The following is a 19,790-nucleotide window of genomic DNA, read 5'->3' as shown; positions in this document are numbered from 1 at the left end:
CAAGAGTGTATCACGGGGGAGGCGATGGGGCAAGCGGGGTAATTGGGGGAGGTTTACGGTTTTGGAGGGAGGGTTGGAGACTGGAGGCTTGTCCTGAGCATTGTCGAAGGATTGGGTGTGCGTTTTGTGGGAGCGGGGACAACGGACGGTTGTACTCCCCCATCCACGTATCCCGCGTCAAGAAGCGACCATCGCCGCTGGAATAGTACCGCGCCCGCAGATACGTCAACCCGCTCGCGTCCACCTGCTCGCCCGTAAACGCGAAGGGACTGGTCCCACTCCCCGCGCTCGCCAGCGTTTCTCCGTATGGCTGATAGGATTTGGCAAGCGTGATCGCGCCGCTGGCGTCGGTCAATTGGCGCACGGAGCCGAGGGCATCAGTGAGGAAGTAATCAGTGGTTGTGTTCACTTGTGCGATTCTACCAAGTCCGTGTGGAGAATTAGAGGATTAGAGAATTGGGAGAGGGAGACTAGAGATTAGAGACTGGAGACTTGTCCTGAGCATTGTCGAAGGATTGCGCGTTCGTTTTGCGGGAGCGGGGACGATGGACAGCTAACTGTGGTTACGTGTGTGAGGCGGTTGCCGACGGCATCGTAGGTGTAATGGTAGAAATCGCCAATGGAGTAGTTGGCTTCTGTGAGGCGGTAGAGGGAATCGTATAGATGGTCAATAGTTATTGACACGCTTTGTTGCCGAGGCGCGGATATGCGTCCACTTTTAGTGATATGAGATCAGATTCTACTTTTTACTCCAATCTTCGAATTGTCCCACATTCAGCCACCATTCTCGAGCATCTATTACTATCAAGGGCAGACCATTGTTGTCAATGCTATACACTCCTTTAGAACCCGCCTCTCTAAATTTTTCACCCGTTATTTTAGCGATAGATTCGGCGCAAGATATTTCTAAATTGTGCAATTGATATGTTTGCTCTTCGAAAAGAGTAGCAACAAGATCTGGAACAGCCTGAGGATCTCCAATAAGCCCTAAAGCGTCAGCTGCTGCCGCCCTCGCATGATAATAAGAATCATTACGCAACATATGTATCAAATCTGGAATAGCGGATTTGGCACCTGGCCCAAATTTACCAAGTGCATCAGCAGCCGCCTTTCGGACATCAGCATCATTGATATATAAATTGTCAATCAATGCAGGTATAGCAACCGTGGCCGCATCTCCGTACTTTTCAAGTGCATATATTGATGAAAGCCTAACTGCCACATCGTCACTTTTTAGATCCTTTAAAAGATCGGCTAGTGTTGATGCTGGAGTAGGTAAAGTCGATGCTTCGACCTCCGGAGACGGCGTTGGCTTAACCGACATCTGATTGCAGCTAGTAAGAATTGCTAGTAGCATAAATATCAGCCGGTTAATATTTTGTTTGAGATTCATTTCATCCATACTCACATCTAGGATCAACTAAGGTAACAAGAAATCGAAAATCTTGTCATCGGGTATTGAATAAGATAAAAATGTTTCACTGACGTATATTTGTAAATTTTCAGACCAGGTAATAGTAAAAGGATATTCTTGTGCATAATTAGCATCTCGGAGCGACACCTCCCACTCATGTGGAATTTCCACCATTCCAACTATGGATGTAAGTTTATCTGGTCGCCAAGACCAAGGCCAACTTATGAGACCAAGCGGCAATGGCGTGCCAGCTTTCCCGCCCCATCTGTATTCATCCGCAATGCTATAAGTTACGGTAGTTGACACCCAGTAACCATAGGAACCTGGCACAATTCGATTGTTAGAATATCGCGCATTTATTATTACATGACCAAAAGCACCCCACCAACCTACATCATAAGGGCGAGCCGCCCGGTTAGCGGGGTTAGGATCCGAGTAGTAGGGAGCGCCCTGTATTTCTTGGTTAGGGAGTATTCCATTGCATATTCCTAGTAAACGAACATTCCTCAAAAATACATGAAGCAAAGGCGTTATCTCTTTTGCATCATCAGATGTTGTAGATTTTTTTATTTTTGTTGCTCTCAGAATACCTGAATCGGATTGGAAGGAGGAATTTGAACTTAAGTTTATGCTCATAGAACCACCTCCGTCCAGGAAGGTTTCTAACATTATGGCAGCGTACCAATATCCATCACCAAAGCCTTGGCTAGCCTTATTGCTTAATTTTGCTATCTCTCTGAAAAACTTTTCTCGAGCATCTAGAACATCATCCTTAATATTTGGGTCACTCGTATCACCGTTTCCGATTTTACAGAGTTTTCTCATGCGATTGAGTAGTATATTAATGCGGTCACACTGTACATGGGTCGCCGCCAAACCCGACGGGTCAATATTATTTATTGGATTTGCATATCCATATGCCCATACATTATAGGACATTGGTGCGTCTGCATCCCCTTCCCACGTATCCCGCGTCAGGAAGCGACCGTCGCCGCTGGAATAGTATCTCGCCCGCAGGTATGTCAACCCGCTCGCGTCCACCTGCTCGCCCGTAAACGCGAAGGGACTGGTCCCACTCCCCGCGCTCGCAAGCGTCCCTCCATACGGTTGATACGACTTGGCAAGCGTGATCGCGCCGCTGGCATCGGTCAATTGGCGGATGGAGCCGAGGGCGTCGGTGAGGAAGTAATCAGTGGTCGTGTTCACTTGGGCGATTCTACCAAGTCCGTAGAGGTATTGGTTTGTTCCATCGTTCAACACTTGGGTGAGACCCGCGTTCAAATCGAGCGTGTAGTTCACTCCGTTTTGGGAGAGGCGGTCGCCGAGTCCGTTGTACTGATAACTGCTCACTGTTGACTGGTTACTCAAGGTCTTCAACCGATTGGCGGAATCGTAGGTATACGTGTTCACGCCATCGTTCAACAAGTTGCCATTGGCATCCCAAGTGTATGGAACGCCATTGACATAAGCGAGTCTATTGGCATCGTCATACAAATAGGCAGTTGAGGATGGTAGACCGCCAACGAGTGTATCTTGCGAAAGACGATTCCCAATAGCATCGTATGTGTAATGATAGTAATCACCAGTCGAGTAGTTGGCTTCGGTGAGGCGGTAGAGAGGGTCGTATTCGTAGGTGATGGTAACGGGTCCTTGCGGCGGCTGTCCGGGGGTAGAGGTGAAAGTAGGTGTATTCGTCAGCGTAGGCGTGAAGGACGGAGTGAAGGTCTGTGATGGGGTGAGCGTTTGAGACGGGGTGAAGGTAACAGTCGGAGTGTCGGAAGGAATCGGTGTGTCCGACGGTGTAAGGGTAAGAGGGGGAGTACTCGTGATCGTAGGCGTGTTGGTAATCGTCGGAGTGAGCGAGGGTGTGTTGGTCTGCGTAGGCGTAGCGGTATTCGTTGGCGTCTCGGTTGCCGCCGCAGAGACGTTGCCGCCGCCGAAGTCATCTACGATCGCGCCGCTGGCGTTGGAGTACCACAAGCCGATGTAGCCGCCGCCGGAGTAAGGCGCCCACTCGGTCACGCTGACCGTCCCGAGGGGTGAACCGTTCTTGTACACGTCCACGTCTCCGTTCGCTTTGGCGCGCGCCCCCAACTGGTCGCCGTTGTTCAGCGTGATCGAAATGTCCGATCCGCGCTGAAGCGCCCGCCAGCAACGCCGCGATCACTACAATGCGGAAAACAGTTTCGATTCTTGGTTTCACTGCAAACATGATGCCTCCCGAGTTTGATCCGTAACCAGAAACTTGTGCTAATTTATTTATCTGAACTTTTGTTGGCTTTCCTCATTGGGTTTCCCCCAATGGAATAACTTTTGGCATTCTACTCCTCCCTCATAAATCTTGTTAGGGCAAATTAATTTTTCATACACAAATATGTCAGACATCTTTTTATTATCTCTCTACCGTACATGTGCGCCGCTACGTGTCGCCATGGCGCCATGCGACACCCGCAAAGAACGCAAAGAGAACCTTTTTAACTTGGCGACCTTAGCGTGCTTTGCGGTAAAAATCTTCTCATGTACGGTAGAGAATTTATTATTCAAGTATTACGAAAACAAAAGAGTCTGAAAAACATCACTCAACTCCCTGTCTGTGTGTTTACTTGCCTACTCGTTTACCTCTCCTCAAGGCTTCTCCAACCCATGCGCGTTCAAGAATGATTCATTTTGCAAAATTTCTTTCGTCGCGCCATCCGCCACGATCAAGCCTTCATCCATCACGATCGTGCGCGGGAATAATTCATCCACCAATCGCATATCGTGCGTGGAGACCAGCATCGTGATCGGCAGGTCGCGCAGTAAATTGATCAGCGTCCGCCGCGCGCGCGGGTCGAGTCCTGCCGAGGGTTCATCAAGAATCAAAATGCTTGGGTTCATCGAAAGCACGGTGGCAATCGCGATCCGTTTTTTCTCGCCTACGCTCAAGTGATGCGACAAGCGGTCGCGATACGAAGACATGCGCACCGATTCGAGCGCGCTGTCCACGCGGCGAAATACTTCGTCTTCGGGCAGTCTCATGTGAAGCGGACCGAACGCCACATCCTCGAACACCGTCGGCGAAAAAAGTTGGTCGTCGGGATTCTGAAAGACGAGTCCCACCTTCGAGCGGATGACCGGCAGATTGTCGCGCGTGAGGCGCATGTTCCCGATCTCGATATCGCCGCGCCCGGTGAGAATTCCGTTGAGTTGCAACATCAGCGTGGATTTTCCCGCGCCATTCGGTCCCACCAGCGCCACCTTGTCTCCTTCACACAGCGTGAACGTAACGCCGCGCAACGCCGTGTGACCATCGGGATACGAAAATTGCAGATCGCGCACGGAAACAATATCGGTCACAACGCCCTCCCGACGACCTGCATGATCATAAGACAAACGAACGACAGCAAAGCAATCAACCAATCGCTTGCGTGAACATGATGCGAATGGATCGTCATCAACTCGCCTGTGTAACCGCGCGAACGCATCGCATTGTAGACTCGGTCACTGCGCTCGTAACTCCGTAAAAATAATTGCCCCGCCATATTCCCGGTGACGCGCGCCCGCCACAGCACGCTTCCTCCCGCCCCTCTGCCTGCCGCGCGCGCCGAACGGGCTTCGCGCGCCCTCAGCAGTCGCAAGACTTCGTCTGCCAGCACGAAGAGATAACGATAGAGGAACGAAATGATCACAGTCAACACCGCCGGCACGCGCAAATGCCGAAGCGCATGGACGATCTTTGGGAACTCCGTCACCGCCACAAGCAGGATCGCCATCTGCACCGACAACCACGAACGGATGACGATGCTCGCGAATCGCAAGAGCCCCGCGTCGGTGATGGTGAAATGCCACATCAAAAATTGAAACGATGTGACTGGCTTGCCCGGAATGGAAAATAAAACAGTGATCGCGGCGAGCGCGAACGGCAATGCAATGAACGAACGGCGGAAGGTGAACCCAAACCCCAGCTCTGAGAAATAACTTGCGACCAACACAAACATCCACGCCAGCGCAAACGCCGTCCACGCGCCGTCGGGGAGTAGCGCGTTCGAGAGGATGAATCCAACCGTCACCACGACCTTGACGCGAGGGTCAAGGTCGTGGATGAAACTGTGTCCGTGGTGATAACGGTCAAAGGCGTCGGAATGCATGGCGAATTACGATTTTTGGATTTACGACTGACGATTTACGATTTTGGATTGACGATTGATGGTCGAGTAGCCCAGCGCGTGCTGAGCGGCGTGGTGCGTGATGTTCGCGCCATGAAGACAAAGCATCGCGGGACGTGTCCGCTGGGTTGACTAGCGAAGCTGTGTCGAAACCAAGACCACATTTGCCTACTTGCTCATTTGCCTACTTGCTCACTTGCTCATTTGCGATTTCTTCTGCAACGACCTGCCCGCAAGGATCGAAAGCCCAAGCACAACCAACGCGCCAATGATGCCGGCAACAATCGTGGAAAGCGCTGTCGTGCCGAGGAACGGAACCGTGTAATCGGGGATGATCGAATACGGCGCAGACTGCCCGAGTTCAAGGAAGCCCATATTCTTCGCCACGCGTTCGAGCCCATCGGGATGAGCGGAAGCAAGCGGTGAAAGCAAAACAACCGCCACTGAAAGAGCAATGCCCGGGATCACCCATCCACGCCCACCCTGCGCCGAAGCGGATGTTTCATCCAACAAGTCGGGGCGGGTTTGCATGATGAATGTCAACGCGGCAACGGTGATTAACGCCTCGCCGACCCCGATCAACGCGTGCACTCCCAACATGGCGATGGTCACGGTTTGCAGATCGCTCGTTCCGCTCAACCACAGCTGAAGCGCGGTGGCGAGCGCGCCCGCCATCACCGAAAGCCATGCGGCAACGCCAGCCACAACAAGCTTCGTCGTGCGGCTTGCATTCGAAACACTGCGATACAAACCATACCCGATCATCGCGGTGATCAAGCCCATATTCAAAATGTTCGCGCCCATGACGATCAAGCCGCCATCTTGGAACAACAACGCCTGCACGGCAATGACCGCCGTCATCACCAACATCCCCGCCCACGGACCGAGCACGATCGCCGCAAGCGCGCCGCCCAGCAAATGCCCCGAGGTGCCGCCCGCAACCGGGAAATTCAGCATCTGCGCGGCGAAGATGAACGCCGCCATGATACCCATCAACGGAACTTGTTTTTCGCCGAGCGCTCTGTTCGTGCGCGAGACAGCCATTGCCAGTACGACTGCCGTGATCGCCCAACAGATCAGCGAAACTACCAGCGACAAGAATCCGTCGGGAATATGAAGGGCTACAGGTGAGTAGTGCATGGTATTCTCCTCGTTTAGGTTTTCAGACACTCCGGGCACACCCCGAAGAAAGTCACATGACGATCAATACGTTGATACCCGCTGGTTGATTCCATTTTGCGATACATACTTTCGAGCAGTTCATGCTCCACTTCGATCTCGTCGCCACATACGCGGCAAACGAGGTGATGGTGCTCGTCCTTTGCCATTTCATACCGTAAACGTCCTTTACCCGCTTGGGTCGGACGCGCCAGCCCGTTCTTTGCAAGAAAATCCAAGGTGCGATAGACCGTAGGCTCGGTGAGAGTCGGAAGATTTTTTTTCGCCTTTTGATACACATCGCGCGGCGAAAGATGCTTCCCCGAGTGACACAACACATGCAGGATCGCCATCCGTTGCGGGGTGATGCGGTAACCCAGCGAGCGAAGTTGGGGAGCGTATGCTAAGCCACAAGACATATCGAATCCTTATTGCAAGTTTTTACAATAAATTTAATGCTTAGTCTACATGGCTGGACTAATTCTTACATGAGCAGGACTTACGCAGTTGAACCTGTTGCGCCGTAGTTGCACTGCGGCGGCGGCAGTGCAACTGCCCGCCAACTGCGGAATGCCTGATAAGAAAAAAATAGCGGACGTTTGGGAACGTCCGCCAGGGAAATAGAGGCGATGGATACAAGGCGAATATTATCTACGGCTCCCAAAAAAACTGTGTCAGCGCATAGATGTATGGCGCGCCGTTCACGTCATCGATGCCGATCACCCATGTTTGCCAATCGAGGAAACCGAATTCCTCGGTACCGGGGAAGTGGAGCGCGTAAAAATTTCCGTTATACGCCCAAGTGGGTTGATAAGTTGCGCCGCCATAACGGAGTTCGTTGCAGTGCAACGTGTAGGCTTGTTGGAGGAATTTCTGCAACTCGGGCACAACCACCTCGTGGAATGCGCCGATCACCTTCTCGCCGCCGGCGGGGCGCGCTCCCCAATCCGCTTGATACGTTGATATGAAAAGGAATTTTGCCCGCTCTTGAGAATAGGTCAATACGTTCCCAGCGCGGAAGAAACGGACATCCATGCCGCTGACCGGGCTTACGAGCAGGCTCAATAACGGACCATCTTCGTTGAGCATGGAGGATTTGAACGAATCGATCACCGCCATCACCTGCGGGTCTGTGCAAAATCCAGCGTTGGCGGGAGCCGGTGTCGATGTCGAGATGGGTGTGTTGCCTACGGGTAACGGGGTCGGCGATTCGGTGGAAATGAAGGTTGGCGTTGCGGTAATCAGAGGCAGGGAAGTCAACGTTGGCGGCGGAAGCGGCGTAAAAGATGGCTCAACCGAGGCGCTAGGGGGAGCGGCAGGCGTCGGCAGGCAAGCGCTCAACAATATGAAACATAAAAAGAAAACCGGTTTGAATTTCATTTTTACTCCTCATTCCACCCCTAATCATACCCCGTTGGGAGTCTGTGCCGCAAAGTTCACTTTGCGTATTTAACTATCTTCCCCAAAGGCAACGACAACGATATGTTGGTTCAATAACTGCGGCACAGGCATCTTCCCCGGCACGATCTGCCCAAGCGAATACCCGCCGGCCATCGGCAGGGCTGACCCGAAAATTTCACGCAAGGCGGCAACCTCGGCGCCCGGATGAGATTTCAACAACATCTCCCAGGCAAGGTCAACCATCACAAAAGCGAAGACCGGCTTTGCCCCATCCAGCGCTTTCAAGGCTTGTTGCGCGGCGGAGTGGGCGGCGTTCTCACACGAGACGCGACTACCGACCAGCAAATACGCGTCTGTGCCATCGCGGACGGGCGCGTTCATGCGGAAACTGCCATCCGCTTCCACACGGATGGGGGAGCGGATCGTCATTTGGTCGCCTTGTTCCACGCCCAGCGGATACAGCCTCGCCAGGTGGCTCAGCGGAGGGAATGCCCAATCACGCGCCGGGTAGCCGAACAAACGCGCATAGGTTTCGGAGGCGGGCTTGCCATCCAAGGTGCGCAACCAAAAGCCGCGCGAACGTGTCACGCGGAATTGCGCGCCGACCGGATTCCACCCGTGCGCCACGCCGATACCTACGCGGAAGTTGCCGCGCAGGAACGCCGCCGTGAGCGCGCCGCCTCCGGTTTGCGGACCAGCCAGCTGGTAGGAATGACCCGTATGCATATCCCCGGAGGAGAGCGCCCCCGTCAGCGGAAAGGTCACATTGGGGATCGCGTTGCACAACTGGTCGGCATCGCCGTTGAAGCCATCGGCAAAAAAGAACAGGGCGCGGTTATCTTTGTGATCGATGACGGTTTTCATCAGTTTCGCGCCCGCCTCGCGCGCCGACTGGGCAAAGCCGGGGATCCAGTGCGTTTCGGCTTGCACATCGCCCGCCATGAGCGCGATCACCACCGAGTTCGGATGCGCACCCTCATTGGTGATGCCAACGGGACTGCTCATGCCGATGATGGGCGTATCGCCCAGCAAACCCGAGATGCCGCTCACCACATCGCGCGCCTGATATTGGTGCGATGCAAAAACCATGCCAAACGTGGGCGTGACGGGACCGAGTCGGTTCAACGCCTGATGGGTTGCCTGCAAACTGGCTTCGCGACCATTCAACGCGTGCGCCTGCCCGACCGCAAAATGTAACGTCATGTCTGCGAGATTCCTTCCGCGATCGGAACCGTAAAGTGGAACGTGGTTCCCTTCCTGTATTCGCTTTCGAACCAGATGCGCCCGCCCTGCATTTCAACCAAACTTTTCGTAATGTTCAATCCCAGTCCGGTGCCCGGCGCTTCGCGCGCTTTCATATCATCCGAACGGAAGAATCGCTGGAAGATCTTGACCTGGTCTTCGGCGCTGATGCCGATGCCGTTATCGCGCACCCACAGGTGCGCCACACGCCTCGCGCCAGCCTCGTCCCATCGATTGGCGGTTTCTTCCGCGCCGATCATGATTGTTCCGCCGTCGGTGGTGTATTTGTTTGCATTGCTGACCAGGTTGGTCATCACCTGTCCCACGCGGATACGGTCTGCCCAAACTTGCGGCAATTGAGGCGGGATGCTGACTTCCACTTCCTGGTGTTTTTCCTCCACCTGGCGGCGGGTCGAACGCAACACATCTTCCACCACGGCGGCAAGGTTGACCGGTGTGAAATCGAGTTTCAATCGCCCGGCTTCGATCTTGGCATTATCGTTCAGGTCCGACACCAGCACCGACATCCGCTCAACATTTGAGCGGATCGTGCCGAGGAAGTTGGTTTGCATTTCGTTGATCTGCCCCACCGTGCCCGAGGCGAGAAGTTCGGAATAGCCTTTGATCGAGGTCATCGGGTTTTTGAGTTCGTGCGCCACGAGCGAAACAAATTCGCTTTTGGCTGTGTTCGCCTGTTGCACCTCGCCGTATAGTTGCGCGTTGTAGATGGCGATGGCGGCGTTGTCGCTCAGGCGGTTGAGAAAATCAAGGTTGCCCTGCGAGTCGCTGACGCTTTCGAGCAGGATCAAGCCGATGACACCGGCTTCGCGGCGAATGGGGACGATGATCTGGGTATGCGCGCCGGGGAAGACGCCGCGATGCCCGGTTCCCACCAGGGACACCTGATTCGGCTGACCTTTTTCGATCGCCTCCTTGACGGCGGGCAGTTCAAGTGTGGTGTAGGCAACACTGGCGTCGTTTAGCAAGTCATCGTACCCTTCCTGCGCGATGATACGCAGTTCCTGCCCTTCCAACATACCGATCAATCCCGCCTCGGCGTTCGAGCGTCGCATGCCCCAGTCGAGGGTAATGTTCATGGCGCGGTCCACATCGAGGCTGGCGTTTAACTCGCGCACGATGCGACCCATGATCGAGAGTTCTTCCACGCGGGCTGAAAGCTCCTGGTCTGTGAGGGCGAGCAGGCGGGCGTTTTCAATGGCAACCGCCGCCTGGCCCGCAAACGCCGTGAGCAGGTTCTGGTCGTCTGCCACGAACGGAAGCCCGTCGTTGCGGTTGATCACTTCGATCACGCCAAGCACGCGGTCTTTGATGAGCATGGGCACGGCAAGCAGGGAACGCGAGAGGTACCCGGTCTGTTTATCGGCGGCATCGAAACGCATGGCGGAGCGTTGCCCATCGTTCTCGATGACCGGCACGCGGGTTTGCACGGCGCGCCCGACGATCCCCGCCCCGGCGGGAATGCGTTGACCGAGCAGGTTCCCAGCCGCAGGTCCCACCGTGACGCGGAAGACGAGGTCGCCGGTCTGGTCATCCATGAGGAAAAGCGAGCCCGATTCGCAGTTTAAAATGCTGACGGCGTTATCGAGGATATATTGAAGCAACGGTTCCTGTTCGAGCGTGGAGGTGAGTTGCCGCGTGATTTCGTTTAAGGTGGAAAGTTGGCGGGCGCGTTCCTGTGTCTCTTCGAGCAGGCGCGCTTTGACGATGGCGCCTACGGTCTGGTCGGCGATGGCTTGCAGGAGTTCGAGCTGGGCGTGTGTGTAGGTGACGGTGGCGTCGCGGCTGGCGACGCTCAATGCGCCGATGGTCTCCGCGCCGGCGTTCAGCGGCACGCCCATCCATGCGTAGACGCCGGGCGAGGCGGCGGTGATGTTGCGCGCCTGGCATTCGCGCGAGTAATCTTGCGTGAGGATGGTTGCGCCGCGGCGGATGATCTCTTGTCCCAGACCAAAACTGGGCGGCAGGGGTCTGTTTTCACGGTGTGGCGCGCGCTCGCGGTCATCCACGCAGAAGCCGTAATAAAAATAATTGGCGGCTTTGTTGTGCAGGGTGATGTGAAAGTGTGTGGAGGGGATGATCTGTGTCGCTTGCGCAAAGATCAACTCGAGCACGTCGTCGAAGGTGAGGGTGATGTTCACGCCTTGCGAAACGCGAGTGAGGGCGTTCATCTCTTGCACGCGCCGTTCCAGGTCGAGAACGGTTTGCACGCGCGAAATGGCTAACGAAGCCTGGTCTGCAAGGTTTTCGAGAAAGTCGAGGTCGCGCGGCGTGTATGCGTTGCCGGAGAGCGTATTGCCAAGCGCCAACCAGCCGACAGGTTTCTCCTCGCCGGGTAGCGCCACAAAAAGCCGCGCGCCTAAGATGGCGAGGCGCGAATCTTCGCTTTTTAAATTGACCGGTTCGTGGATGGAATCCAAATAGAGCGGAATTTTTTCCGCTTGAAGATGACGCGCGAGCGGACTGACGGAGGTGAAGCGGATGTCGCTGGTGGGGCGGCTGTCGACACCGGGCAGGGCGGCATATTGATCGTTCAATGAATCGTAGATGTAGATGTGCAGGCGATCGGGGACGAGACTGCTGGCGATCTGTTCGCGCAGGACGCGACCGATGGAATACAAGTCCACCGCGCTGGTGAGTTCGTGGCTGAAGGTCCGCAATCGTTCTTCGTAGGCGCGTTGCCCGCGGAAGAAGGCGCTGTCTACCAGGGTTTGCAGGCGGGTACGCGCCGGGTCGAGGAAGACGGCTACCACAAAGACCAGCCCGCCGATCAGAAACGGATTGTCCGATGGCATTTGGTCGGTGAAGATCAACCCAATGCCGCTGACCAGCAAGCCGTATATGGCGATGACGAGTCCGGTCAGGATGCTGTATACGATCCCTTGGCGAATCCAATAATCGGTGCGTACGAGCCGGTAACGCAGGATCACGAATCCGTTCACGAGCGGGAACGCGACCATGAACAGGAACAAATAGGGGTTGAAGGGTGTATCGTTAAACGAAGAAAGTAGCAGCCAGGAAACAATGGGGACGAATGCGAACAAGGAACCGATCAGGATGGTACGCGCTTGACTCTTGACCACCGGTGAGATCGTCCAGAAGCCGCGATAGGTGAGGTTGCCGAAGTAAAACAATCCGGAGAAACCGGTGAAAGAGTAGATCTTTTGCCATGCGCCCACATACGCCAGGGCGTTTACCCTATCGAACAGCGTCGTGAATGCCAGCAGGGAAAGGACAATGGCGACGATATACCCAATGCTTCGCAAGTAGGCGCGCCCGATCACCAAACGCGCCTCTTGTGGGAAGACCAGGCTGAGGTCGATCAACGATGCGCCGGCGAGGGCAACGGAGAGAGTCCACAAGGGCGAAAATTCGTGCGTGGTGTAGAGGTTGAACAGGGTGCCGATGGCAATTCCGAGGGAGGAGGAAAAAATGGAGAAGGCGCGCCCGGCCGGTTCATTGCGGCGGAAGCCGAAGATCCACAAGCCGACGAAGAGAAATACGCCGCTGATCAACGCCGGTATAATGAAGTAGGCAAAACGGTCAGCGGAGGAAAATACCTGAAGGACGATATCGGCGGTCTTTGTTTCCCCGGTGGATGTTTTTATCAGGAGGGCGACCGAATCCCCCGTCTGAAATGAAGCGAGCGCGTCGCGGATGTCCGCGGAGGATCTGACCGGTTTGCCATCCACCGCCATCAGTTGGTCGCCGAAGCTGAATCCTTGTTTGTAGAGCGCCCAGGGCTGTTGTTCGGGATTGTTTTTTCCGGTTCCGTTGAGGATGAGCGTGCTTTCGAAGAATCCGCCGATGAAGGGTTGGTTCATCCAGCGTACAGCGAAAACGATGGTTAGAATGAACGCCACAACTGCCACGCCCTGGTAGAACAGGACGGTGGCTTGCAGGATACGATTGAATACTTGGTTAGGGCTTTGAGTTTGGTTCATGAACGGACCGTTTCTAAAATTTTACTCCACCTCCCCCGGCTATCACTATGGTACTTTCATAACAAAGAGGAAAGGTGGAGCCTTGACCGGAAAAGAAAACGTCCCGCAGGTTTGACCCTGCGGGACGTTAGACGCTGGCTAAATATCCAGGTTTCGCACTGCCTTGGCGTGCGTCTGGATGAATTTGCGGCGGGGGTCTACCGCGTCGCCCATCAGCATGTCGAAGGTGCGGTCGGCTTCGGCGGCATCGTCCACGGTCACTAGAAGCAACGTGCGGTTCTCGGGGTTCATGGTGGTTTCCCAAAGTTGAGACGGGTTCATTTCGCCGAGACCTTTGTAGCGTTGCAGGTTTGCCTTGTCGCCGATCTCTTTCAAGGCTTTGTCTTTTTCCTTGTCGCTGTATACGTATTTGACATTGTTCTTGTAGGCGATGCGATACAGTGGGGGCTGGGCAATGTAGAGATGCCCGTCATCGATCAGTTGCGGCATGTACCGGAAGAAGAACGTGAGCAAGAGCGTGCGGATGTGCGAACCGTCCACGTCGGCGTCGGTCATGATGATCACGCGCCCATAGCGCAGACCCTCGAGATCGAAGTTATCGCCGATGCCGGTGCCCAACGCGGAGATGAGCGCCTTGATCTCATTGCTTGATAGGATTTTGTCGAGGCGGGCGCGCTCGGTGTTCATGATCTTTCCGCGCAGTGGCAGGATGGCTTGGAAGTGGCGATCGCGCCCCTGTTTGGCTGATCCGCCTGCGGAATCGCCTTCCACGATGTAGAGTTCGGTCTTCGATGAATCGCGCTCCGAGCAGTCTGCCAGTTTACCGGGCAGGGTCAGCGACTCAAGCGCAGACTTGCGGATGACGAGATCGCGCGCTTTACGCGCCGCATCGCGCGCCCGCGCCGAGGTGAGACATTTCGCCACGATCGCTTTTGCGGCTTGCGGGTTTTCCTCGAGGAATGTGCCGAACGCGTCGCCCACCACCTGTGTGACGTACGTCTGCACTTCGGGGTTCATCAATTTCACTTTGGTCTGCGACTCGAACTGCGGCCCCGGGTGCTTGACCGAAACGATGGCGGTGAGTCCTTCGCGTGTGTCGTCGCCGGAGAAGTTCGGGTCGGCGTCTTTGAGCAAGCCGTTCTTGCGGGCATAATCGTTGATGACGCGCGTCAACGAGGAGCGCAAGCCGGTCAGGTGCGTGCCGCCGTCGATGGTGTTAATCGTGTTCGCAAACGAATAGACCGATTCGGTGTATGCGTCTGTGTATTGGATGGCGGCTTCAACGCCGATGTTCTCGATCTCTTTTTCCACGTACACAACGGAGTGCAGGTTCTCGCGGTTGCGGTTGAGGTAGCGTACGAACGAGGTGATGCCGCCCTCGAAGTAGAAGGTCATCTCGCGGTCGTTGCGTTCGTCCACGAATCGGATGGTTACGCCGCGCGTCACGAACGCCATTTCGCGGAAGCGCTGTACGAGCGTGTCGAAACGGTAATCGATATCCTCGGTGAAGATCTGTTTATCGAATTTATAGGTTTGCTTGGTGCCGCTTTCTTCCTTCGATACCTTGCCGATCTGTTTGATGGCGCCTTGCGGCACGCCGCGTTTGTATTGTTGTTGCCAGAGTTTGCCATCGCGCTTGATCTCGGTGGTCATCCACTCTGAAAGCGCGTTGACGGCGCTCACACCCACGCCGTGCAAACCGCCGGAGACTTTGTATCCGCCGCCGCCGAATTTGCCGCCCGCGCCGATCACGGTCATCACCACATCGACCGTTTCCATCGCCTTGCCTTTGGCGTCTTTTTTCGTCGGGTGCGGACCGACGGGGATACCGCGCCCGTTGTCTTCCACGGTCACACTGCTATCGGCATGGATGGTGATGTTGATCGCTGTGCAGAACCCTGCCAACGCTTCGTCGATGGCGTTATCCACCACTTCATACACGAGGTGGTGCAAGGCTTTGATGTCGGTGCCGCCCACGTACATGCCGGGGCGCTTGCGCACATGCTCGATTCCCTCGAGCGCCTGGATCGACCCTACATCGTAGCCGGTGTCTTGTTTCTTTGCCACAAATACCTCCGAAAAATTACCGTTCCCTGGGGAGCGGTGTCAGGATACTAGACTTTATCGGTAATAAGCCCAAGTTCTTTTGTAGGACGCGGATAAACGCCGATGAACGCTGATAAAGAAGAAAAAATCCGCGTTTTCCGCGTCAATCCGCGTCCGAAAAATTATTTCCGATAACGTCTACTATACAGGACTTGCGCAGTTGGCGGGCGGTTGTACTGCCGCCGCCGCAGCGCAACTACGGCGCAACAGGTTCAATTGCGTAGTCCTACTATAAAGAAGTCATGCCTGTTGCGTAGGCATGTTTTGTTTTTGCTGAAGTTGTTCGAGAACCACCCGCAACCACTCGTTGATATTGCGATAATACGCAAAACTGGCTGAGAGAAGCATGGTGCTAATGAACGCATGACCAAAGATGCCGACCAGTTTCATCCACGTGTCGCTGGGGGGCACTCTCCACAAGAAGTTCAACCCGCTTGCCACTACGAACACGGTCAACACAAACAAGGCGCTGGTAGGAAACGTGAAGCGCGAAACCCGCAGGCTGGAGTACATCGAATGGAACGCATTTTGCCGGCGGGTAAAGATCCCATGCGGGGTGAAGAACAACGGCACGATCACCCAGTAGGAAAGCAGCGCAAGGATAAACATGATGGCTGTGCTCAATACCGGGCTGAGCAACCCAACCGCTCCAACGATCATCGAAACGGGCAGGAAGACGATGAAAAAACCGATGTTCAACACGATCGACAGCAATACTGTTTGGATCAGCGCCCGCCCCACGCTTATGCCCGCTTCTTCCTTGCCAAGTGTGGTGATGGATACAAGGCGGAAGTATAAACCTCCACCCACCCAGCCGGCGAGGATGATGAGGCAAGTCCAGCCGAACAGGCTGAAGATCGATCCTAATTGGATGACCGATTGTGTCCCCAATGGGGTCGTCGCGGTTAGAGTCTCCGGGATGATGAATGAATCCAAACTGGAAATCCCGACCGGTAACGTTCGCAACCAGCTAAACCAGTTGATGCGATTGATCGCTTCCACAAAATCGTTCAGCGCCCTGGTCTCTGTTTCGGGCAGGGGACGGTCTTTGAACACCGCCAGCATGTTCGCCAACATCGACGAATACACCTGCCCGGCGCTCAAGCGCGGACCCAGCCAGAGAAATACGTCCAAGGCGATCGGCAGGAAGATCAACCATACGTGCGATGAGACCACATCAAAGCCGAGCCTTAAAGATTGAAACACGCCGGGCACCGGGGGAAGTTTTTCCGCATTTTCCACGTTCATAAGCAATTGATTCTACCATACCGATTCGCGCGCTGGCACGCTTCCGCGGCACGGGTTAAAATGAAGAACATGAACGAGCGCTCGTACTTTCCCGATTCGAACCGTATCGGCGTGCTAACCTCCACCGTGTTGCTCGCGTTGGCGTTGGCGCGTATCATTCAATCCCCTGAGTTCGACCTCAACTTGCAACTACCGGGCTTCTTCCTTTCCATCCCGCTGAATATTCCCATTATCATGAGCCTGCTCACCGCCGGGCTCACCGCCACAGGCATGGACTGGCTCCTGCGCGGGCATCCTGCCCTCAATGGCAGACCCACGTATCAGTGGTGGATTTTGCCCACGCTGACAACGCTCGCCATCAGCATTCCCCTGTCCCTGCTCCCCGATGGAACCCCCTGGTGGATCGGCTTTAGTGTGAGCGGAATTTTCCTCATCTTCGCTTTTATCGCCGAATACATTGTTGTCGATCTGGGCGCGCCATACTACACCACTGCCCTGGCAGGTTTAACCGCTATCTCCTACGCGTTATTTTTTATCCTCGCCGTCGCGTTGCGTTATGGCGACTTGCGGCTCTTCTTTACCCTGCCGGCGTTGTTTCTCTTTGCCGGGTTTGCCAGCCTGAGAATTCTTTACCTCCGCTTGGAGGGGCGATGGGAATTTGCCTGGTCGCTGGGTATTGCATTTGTATGCGTGCAACTCGCCGCGGGGTTTCATTATTGGCCCATCTCGCCGATCCAATTTGGGTTGATGATGATCGGTCCCATGTATGGGCTGACGAATTTAGCGATCAGCTTGCGCGAAGAACTTCCCTCGCGCCGCGCCGCGCTCGAACCTGCCCTTGCCATCATGATCTGTTGGGGCTTGGCGGTCTTCATTCGGTGAGATCATTCGCGCGCAGACTCTCCCACTCGCCTCTGACCGGACCTGCAACTGCCTCGCCCAGCGTAGGCGCGGCTTCAGGGTCGCGGGGGTAGGTGATCGGGTCCGCGCTGAGCTTGTGAAATAGAGAAACTCGCAAGATGATTACGTGTTTTTTGTTGTAGACTATGCTTGGAGGAAGTGAAATGCAAATTGCGCTCGATATTGTTGCGGTGCTCGTCGGATATCTGCTAGGCTCGATACCTGTGGGGTTGATTCTCGTCAAATTGAAAACCGGCAAAGATTTGCGAGAGGTTGAAAGCGGGCGCACCGGCGGGACGAACGCATTTCGCGCGGCGGGGTTCGGGATCGGGTTTGCCACCGCGATCCTCGACATTGTCAAAGCCGCTGTTGCCGTGTGGGTTGCGCGTTCGATCACTCCAGAGGCGAGCCTGGCGCATGTGCTGGCGGGGCTGGCGGCGATCCTTGGGCATAACTATTCGATCTTTCTCGCCGAGCGCGATGCCAACGGGCGTTTCCGATTGCGCGGCGGGGCGGGGGCAATGCCGGCGTTGGGTGGCGCAGTCGGCTTGTGGAGTTGGACGTTCCCCATCGTATTTGTGATCGGCGCGTTTGTGCTGTTCACGCTGGGCATGGCATCGGTGGCAACGCTGACGGTGGGCTTGGGCATTATCGTGGTGTTCGCTGTGCGCGCCTCGCTGGGCTTGATGCCGTGGACCAATGTGCTCTACGGGTTGATCGCCGAGATCTTGTTGATCTGGGCGTTGAGACCAAACATCCAAAAAATATTTGCCGGCAACGAACGCGTGATCAGCATCAGCCTCGCCGGTTGGTTGCGCGCGCGCAAAGAAAAAGCCGCCGGGGCATCGCGCGATTCAAAATAGCCCGCGCATGTTTTTGCGGGGGCTATTCATCATGCGGTTCGTACCGCAAAATTCATTTTGCGCCCGGACAAATAGACTACCTCTCGCGTCCCTGATGACCGCGGCAAACAAAGGCTCTTCTTGTACAAGATGAACCGGAGACATTTATGATTCAGCCCCTCAAGGGAATTCGCATCCTCGATCTCACGCGCCTGTTGCCGGGTCCGTTCCTGACGCAACTACTCGCCGACCTCGGCGCGGAGGTGATCAAAGTGGAAACGCCAACCGCGGGCGATTATGCGCGGCTGGCTCCCGCCGAAATGGGATTGGGCGGCTTGTTCGAAATGATCAATCAGGGAAAGAAAAGCGTCGCGGTCAACTATCGCAACCCGCGTGGGCGCGACGCGTTCATGAAACTTGTAGAAACTGCCGATGTGGTGATCGAAGGGTTTCGTCCCGGGGTTGTTGAGCGATATAAGATCGGGTACGAATCGCTCAAAGCGGTGAAACCAAACTTGGTCTATTGTTCCCTCTCGGGGTATGGGCAGGAGGGTCCGTTAAGCCGACGCGCGGGACACGACCTGAACTATGCGGCGATCAGCGGCGCGCTGGCATTGAACGCGAAAGAGGGGCAGGCGCCGATTCCCTTCGGCGTGACCATTGCTGATTTAAGCGGCGCGATGCTGGCGGGGCTTGCCATTTTAAGCGCGGTGATCGGAAAGCAAACCTCAGGGAATGGCGCATATCTCGATCTGGCGTTGTTCGATGGGATGCTCGCGTTGACGATTCCCCAGGCGGGTGCGGCTCACTTCAGCGGTGTTCCATTTGCCGGGGGCACGCTCCCTCTGCAGGGCGGGCTGGCTTGCTATAACATTTATGAAACTGCGGATGGGAAGTTCCTAACCCTCGCCGCGCTCGAACCCCCCTTCTGGAACGATTTCTGCCGGGTGACCGGCAGGGATGAACTGGTCAAACGTCAATTCGACCGGGCAATTAAAGATGAAGTGGCGGCGATCTTCAAGGCGAGGTCGCTGGCTGAATGGTTGGAAGCATTTTCAAACACGGATGGGTGCGTCGAGCCGGTCTTGTCGTTCGAAGAGATGCTGGCTCATCCGCAGGTGAGGGCTCGCGGGTTTGTCCGCGAAGTGGATGGCAGGGCGGTGGGGTTGAATTCTCCGTTTGTGTTCGCGCGAGGCGGGGAACGTCCAGTTCCGAAACTGGGTGAGCAGACGCGTGAAGTCCTTGGGGAGTTTTTCTCAGCGGAAGAACTTGACGAGTTGTCGGCAAGCGGGGTGATTGGAAAGTAGCGAGAGGGGAGACTCGGCGCGCATGTATGGCAAGATTCACATTGCCCTTAACTCAGAGCCCCCTC

At 55.3% G+C, this 19,790-nt stretch carries 18 protein-coding genes; 4 read left to right on the top strand and 14 right to left on the bottom strand.

Features of this window, described 5'->3' with window-relative positions:
- Positions 1-10: 10 nt before the first annotated feature.
- The 6 genes from IPM31_02235 to cbiQ form a co-directional block, all read right to left on the bottom strand.
- Positions 11-409, bottom strand: coding sequence for a hypothetical protein (locus IPM31_02235; GenBank protein MBK9005791.1), 399 nt, complete (start codon positions 407-409; stop codon positions 11-13).
- A gap of 68 nt (positions 410-477) precedes the next feature.
- On the bottom strand, positions 478-684 hold the full coding sequence (locus tag IPM31_02230; protein ID MBK9005790.1) for an RHS repeat protein: 207 nt from the start codon (positions 682-684) through the stop codon (positions 478-480).
- 55 nt (positions 685-739) lie between these two features.
- Entirely contained in the window at positions 740-1,393 is a 654-nt protein-coding gene (locus tag IPM31_02225; protein MBK9005789.1) for a HEAT repeat domain-containing protein, read from the bottom strand.
- 27 nt (positions 1,394-1,420) lie between these two features.
- Positions 1,421-3,472: a hypothetical protein gene (locus IPM31_02220; protein MBK9005788.1), complete on the bottom strand. Its 2,052-nt coding sequence runs from the start codon at positions 3,470-3,472 to the stop codon at positions 1,421-1,423.
- Positions 3,473-4,039: 567 nt separating this feature from the next.
- Positions 4,040-4,732 (bottom strand): ABC transporter ATP-binding protein, encoded by a 693-nt coding sequence (locus IPM31_02215; GenBank protein ID MBK9005787.1) that lies wholly within the window; start codon positions 4,730-4,732, stop codon positions 4,040-4,042.
- Between the two features lie 14 nt (positions 4,733-4,746).
- Positions 4,747-5,541, bottom strand: a complete 795-nt coding sequence (cbiQ, locus tag IPM31_02210; protein MBK9005786.1) for a cobalt ECF transporter T component CbiQ — start codon at positions 5,539-5,541, stop codon at positions 4,747-4,749.
- Here cbiQ and IPM31_02205 point away from each other — a divergent pair.
- Complete coding sequence (locus IPM31_02205) at positions 5,536-5,691, top strand: hypothetical protein (protein MBK9005785.1); 156 nt, start codon at positions 5,536-5,538, stop codon at positions 5,689-5,691. The two genes, cbiQ and IPM31_02205, sit on opposite strands and share 6 nt — an antisense overlap.
- A gap of 60 nt (positions 5,692-5,751) precedes the next feature.
- Here IPM31_02205 and IPM31_02200 read toward each other — a convergent pair whose 3' ends face one another.
- The 7 genes from IPM31_02200 to IPM31_02170 all read right to left on the bottom strand — a co-directional run bounded on the left by IPM31_02200 (position 5,752) and on the right by IPM31_02170 (position 16,676).
- Positions 5,752-6,699 (bottom strand): energy-coupling factor ABC transporter permease, encoded by a 948-nt coding sequence (locus tag IPM31_02200; GenBank protein ID MBK9005784.1) that lies wholly within the window; start codon positions 6,697-6,699, stop codon positions 5,752-5,754.
- Positions 6,700-6,713: 14 nt separating this feature from the next.
- Positions 6,714-7,136, bottom strand: coding sequence for a transcriptional repressor (locus IPM31_02195; GenBank protein ID MBK9005783.1), 423 nt, complete (start codon positions 7,134-7,136; stop codon positions 6,714-6,716).
- A gap of 232 nt (positions 7,137-7,368) precedes the next feature.
- Positions 7,369-8,097, bottom strand: a complete 729-nt coding sequence (locus IPM31_02190) for a hypothetical protein (GenBank protein MBK9005782.1) — start codon at positions 8,095-8,097, stop codon at positions 7,369-7,371.
- Positions 8,098-8,166: 69 nt separating this feature from the next.
- The gene (locus tag IPM31_02185) at positions 8,167-9,321 is read right to left on the bottom strand and encodes an FIST C-terminal domain-containing protein (GenBank protein ID MBK9005781.1); all 1,155 of its coding nucleotides are present in this window, start codon (positions 9,319-9,321) and stop codon (positions 8,167-8,169) included.
- Positions 9,318-13,322, bottom strand: coding sequence for a GAF domain-containing protein (locus IPM31_02180; GenBank protein MBK9005780.1), 4,005 nt, complete (start codon positions 13,320-13,322; stop codon positions 9,318-9,320). Before IPM31_02180 ends, IPM31_02185 begins: the two co-directional genes overlap by 4 nt.
- 138 nt (positions 13,323-13,460) lie before the next feature.
- A complete protein-coding gene (gene gyrB / locus IPM31_02175; GenBank protein MBK9005779.1) occupies positions 13,461-15,389 on the bottom strand; it encodes a DNA topoisomerase (ATP-hydrolyzing) subunit B in 1,929 nt (642 codons plus the stop codon).
- 279 nt (positions 15,390-15,668) lie between these two features.
- On the bottom strand, positions 15,669-16,676 hold the full coding sequence (locus IPM31_02170; protein MBK9005778.1) for a hypothetical protein: 1,008 nt from the start codon (positions 16,674-16,676) through the stop codon (positions 15,669-15,671).
- Between the two features lie 69 nt (positions 16,677-16,745).
- Between IPM31_02170 and IPM31_02165 the strand changes: the two genes are divergently transcribed.
- On the top strand, positions 16,746-17,558 hold the full coding sequence (locus tag IPM31_02165) for a hypothetical protein (protein ID MBK9005777.1): 813 nt from the start codon (positions 16,746-16,748) through the stop codon (positions 17,556-17,558).
- On the opposite strand, the gene IPM31_02160 is transcribed toward IPM31_02165, so the two are convergent.
- The gene (locus IPM31_02160; protein ID MBK9005776.1) at positions 17,548-17,694 is read right to left on the bottom strand and encodes a hypothetical protein; all 147 of its coding nucleotides are present in this window, start codon (positions 17,692-17,694) and stop codon (positions 17,548-17,550) included. The genes IPM31_02165 and IPM31_02160 overlap by 11 nt on opposite strands.
- A 46-nt stretch (positions 17,695-17,740) precedes the next feature.
- Here IPM31_02160 and IPM31_02155 point away from each other — a divergent pair, with 46 nt between their 5' ends.
- A complete protein-coding gene (locus IPM31_02155) occupies positions 17,741-18,439 on the top strand; it encodes a glycerol-3-phosphate acyltransferase (GenBank protein ID MBK9005775.1) in 699 nt (232 codons plus the stop codon).
- Between the two features lie 146 nt (positions 18,440-18,585).
- Positions 18,586-19,725, top strand: a complete 1,140-nt coding sequence (locus IPM31_02150; protein ID MBK9005774.1) for a CoA transferase — start codon at positions 18,586-18,588, stop codon at positions 19,723-19,725.
- Positions 19,726-19,790 lie beyond the last annotated feature (65 nt).

It is taken from the genome of Candidatus Defluviilinea gracilis (assembly GCA_016716235.1).
Lineage (GTDB): Bacteria > Chloroflexota > Anaerolineae > Anaerolineales > Villigracilaceae > Defluviilinea > Defluviilinea gracilis.
The sequence above is the reverse complement of the archived record's forward strand: the minus strand, read 5'-3'. Positions and strand labels throughout refer to the sequence as shown.

Coding starts and splice junctions, on each gene's coding strand:
- IPM31_02150 (MBK9005774.1), top strand. CDS start 18,586: ATGATTCAGCCCCTCAAGGGAATTCGCATCCTCGATCTCACGCGCCTG.
- IPM31_02155 (MBK9005775.1), top strand. CDS start 17,741: ATGCAAATTGCGCTCGATATTGTTGCGGTGCTCGTCGGATATCTGCTA.
- IPM31_02225 (MBK9005789.1), bottom strand. CDS start 1,393: ATGAATCTCAAACAAAATATTAACCGGCTGATATTTATGCTACTAGCA.
- IPM31_02195 (MBK9005783.1), bottom strand. CDS start 7,136: ATGTCTTGTGGCTTAGCATACGCTCCCCAACTTCGCTCGCTGGGTTAC.
- cbiQ (MBK9005786.1), bottom strand. CDS start 5,541: ATGCATTCCGACGCCTTTGACCGTTATCACCACGGACACAGTTTCATC.
- IPM31_02190 (MBK9005782.1), bottom strand. CDS start 8,097: ATGAAATTCAAACCGGTTTTCTTTTTATGTTTCATATTGTTGAGCGCT.
- IPM31_02200 (MBK9005784.1), bottom strand. CDS start 6,699: ATGCACTACTCACCTGTAGCCCTTCATATTCCCGACGGATTCTTGTCG.
- IPM31_02180 (MBK9005780.1), bottom strand. CDS start 13,322: ATGAACCAAACTCAAAGCCCTAACCAAGTATTCAATCGTATCCTGCAA.
- IPM31_02170 (MBK9005778.1), bottom strand. CDS start 16,676: ATGAACGTGGAAAATGCGGAAAAACTTCCCCCGGTGCCCGGCGTGTTT.
- IPM31_02205 (MBK9005785.1), top strand. CDS start 5,536: ATGCATGGCGAATTACGATTTTTGGATTTACGACTGACGATTTACGAT.
- IPM31_02185 (MBK9005781.1), bottom strand. CDS start 9,321: ATGACGTTACATTTTGCGGTCGGGCAGGCGCACGCGTTGAATGGTCGC.
- IPM31_02165 (MBK9005777.1), top strand. CDS start 16,746: ATGAACGAGCGCTCGTACTTTCCCGATTCGAACCGTATCGGCGTGCTA.